The sequence below is a fragment of the Pseudomonas sp. IT-P395 genome (genome assembly GCF_949767675.1).
Classification (GTDB): domain Bacteria; phylum Pseudomonadota; class Gammaproteobacteria; order Pseudomonadales; family Pseudomonadaceae; genus Aquipseudomonas.
Genome location: NZ_CATKPW010000042.1, coordinates 1 through 354, shown reverse-complemented (window position 1 = coordinate 354; position 354 = coordinate 1). Strand labels below are relative to the sequence as shown.

Below are 354 nucleotides of genomic sequence, written 5' to 3'. Positions count from 1 at the left end.
TTGAGGAGGGCAAATGGTCTATCCAATTGTCCGATCTGGATGAAAGGGAATATTTTCTCCATGCGCAGCAGACGCTCAACGGGCGAGATTCGGTAATCAGTGTTGAGCACAAGCTCAAGGTGGGGATGCCGCCGCCTCGATTCACGACGCCGATCCCTGGCGGGAAAGTGCCGCGCACCTCGAAGATTGCTGGCACTGGCAAACCTGCCGCGCAGGTGGAGGTCTGGCGGGAAGGCGCTACTGAGCCATTGCTGACGGCTATCGAGGTGAACGCGTCAGGCAACTGGGAAGCCGAAGTGAGTTTGCCGGTTGGAAATACAACCATCTGGGCTTTCCAGACGTTCGTTCTCAATG

At 56.8% G+C, this 354-nt stretch carries 1 pseudogene; it reads left to right on the top strand.

The window, feature by feature from the left end:
• Nucleotides 1–26 precede the first annotated feature (26 nt).
• Nucleotides 27–354 (top strand): annotated as a pseudogene (locus ACM6IN_RS20470) (hypothetical protein); the annotation flags it as partial.